General features: G+C 57.5%; 2 protein-coding genes. Both read left to right on the top strand.

Going from position 1 to position 1854, the window contains the following annotated elements:
• Positions 1-429: 429 nt before the first annotated feature.
• Entirely contained in the window at positions 430-1098 is a 669-nt protein-coding gene (locus AC0QUY_RS42490) for a hypothetical protein (protein ID WP_475391716.1), read from the top strand.
• On the top strand, positions 1016-1252 hold the full coding sequence (locus AC0QUY_RS42485; protein ID WP_475391714.1) for an HGGxSTG domain-containing protein: 237 nt from the start codon (positions 1016-1018) through the stop codon (positions 1250-1252). The genes AC0QUY_RS42490 and AC0QUY_RS42485 overlap by 83 nt, the downstream gene beginning before the upstream one ends.
• The last annotated feature ends 602 nt before the right edge of the window (positions 1253-1854 follow it).

Raw genomic sequence — 1854 nt, 5'->3', positions numbered from 1 at the left:
AGCATCTCGGCGATCGCTTCGGAACGGTTTTCCGGCTTCGCCGTCATTGCGCGGATCGCCGTCGCAGTATAGCGCCCTTGCGAAATGTAGATCGTCATATTGCTCTCCCGTCCAACGTGCTTCGGGCCCCTCGCTCATCGTGACAGACCAAAGCAGTCATAGCAATTCGGATACCTCTGCAGCCGATCGGCGTCGAAACTGAGCCACTGCTGATCGTTCGCGTCGAGACGCCGAACGGCACTGCCTGTGTGACGCGATCCATTTACAGAGCTGCCGAAAGCAGCTAACCCTTCGGGCCGAGTTCTGGAAGAAATCCATCGGCTGGCCGAACGATAACTCCTCGTACGTATTTCTCGCCCGCGCGGTCCATGCGATGGGTAAGTCGATGTTTGGAGCTGATTGGACAGGCATGAGCCTTGTCGCGACCTAATGAAGGAACTCCCGGTCTTTCCTGAGAGGTCCGGGTGGCGGGCCAGCCTCGCCCACGATCTGTTAGTGAAGCACCATCCGGAATTTAATCGCCAGCCACGTAAGCGGATGCAGCACTCGTTTGAATTTACGGGCAATGAATGGATGGCGGCTGTAATGGAGCAGATGCCGGGCGTCACGCGCTTCTCTGAAGTACGAGACAAGATTATCCAGCTCGCGGAGGCCGGCTTTCTTATTACAGCCATTCGTAACAAAGCCGGCGGAGTGGCCGGCGTTAATCCGAAGGACGCCTTGGAGGGCATGATGGCTGCGCAGCTCTTCGCCTCTCACGCTGCGGCGATGGAGTGCTACCGCCGGGCGATGCTACCGGATCAATCTACAGACGGCAGGCAGACCAATTTGACCCAAGCCGCAAAGCTCACGCGGGCGAACGCCGCACAAATGGAAGCGCTGGCGAAACATCGCGGCAAGGGTCAGCAAAAAGTCACTGTTGAACACGTCCACGTCCATAAAGGCGGACAGGCCATTGTCGGAAATGTCGAAGGAGTGGGGGGTGGGGTGCGAACTAAATTGGAGGATCAACCTCATGCACTTGAACATACACAGGGCGAAACGCTGCGGCGCGAAAACCCGGAGCGGGAAACCTTGCCGATCGCCCGCGATGCCTAACGGACGTTGTCGAATGCATGGTGGGCCATCCCCAGGGGCGCCGAAGGGTAATCATAATGCCTTCAAGCACGGACGCTACTCGGCCCGATCAATTGCCGCGAGGCGTCAAATCGCGGCGCTGATTAGGGAGATGCGCAGGACCGTTGGGGCGTGAAGCCCGAACACAGTTGCATCTTAAGCTAGCTGCCTTGCAATCGGCGGTCGCACAGCTCCTTCGCCCCATCCCGGTATTCTAACCCCAGGCTGGGATGGAGTGATTTTGATCGTTCGCCATAGCGCTCTTGCGACGATGTCCGCTTTTGCGCGCATAACGGACTCAAGTCGGACATCGCGCCATGTCCGAAAAGTGCCGATACTGTTGCAAAAGTCGAAAGTTGCAGGGCTCAAGCTTTTCGCGAAAACACTAAACAGCGAGCGATCGCTGATTCGTATGACCTCAATCGCGTTACCGAAGTCGCCTGTGAATTTTGCGTGAGGCCGTGAGATCCCTCACATCTTGTACACGAAAGTCGCGCCCACGGCCCGCAGAATTTTGGTCATCGGCGAAAATCGAGTTTTGCAACACAATCTGCCAGAAGCGGAAGTGGGCAAGCTTTATTCACTCGCTTCGTCGGCTTGCGCGACCATCCTCCCAATCACCCGCCACGATCGCCTGATAGTCGCTCGGCTGATAGGGCGCGAACAGTTCCTTCAGCGGTGCAAAGATGCCGCGCTTGCGCAGGGGGTTGGCGCCGAAGTCGCGGAGAAGCTCATCGT

The sequence above is a fragment of the Bradyrhizobium sp. WYCCWR15520 genome (assembly GCF_056174665.1).
Note: the sequence above shows the minus strand (reverse complement) of the source record. Positions and strands in the feature narration are given on the sequence as shown.

Excerpts from the sequence above, each read along its gene's own strand:
- AC0QUY_RS42490 (WP_475391716.1), top strand. The coding sequence starts at position 430 with ATGAAGGAACTCCCGGTCTTTCCTGAGAGGTCCGGGTGGCGGGCCAGC.
- AC0QUY_RS42485 (WP_475391714.1), top strand. The coding sequence starts at position 1,016 with ATGCACTTGAACATACACAGGGCGAAACGCTGCGGCGCGAAAACCCGG.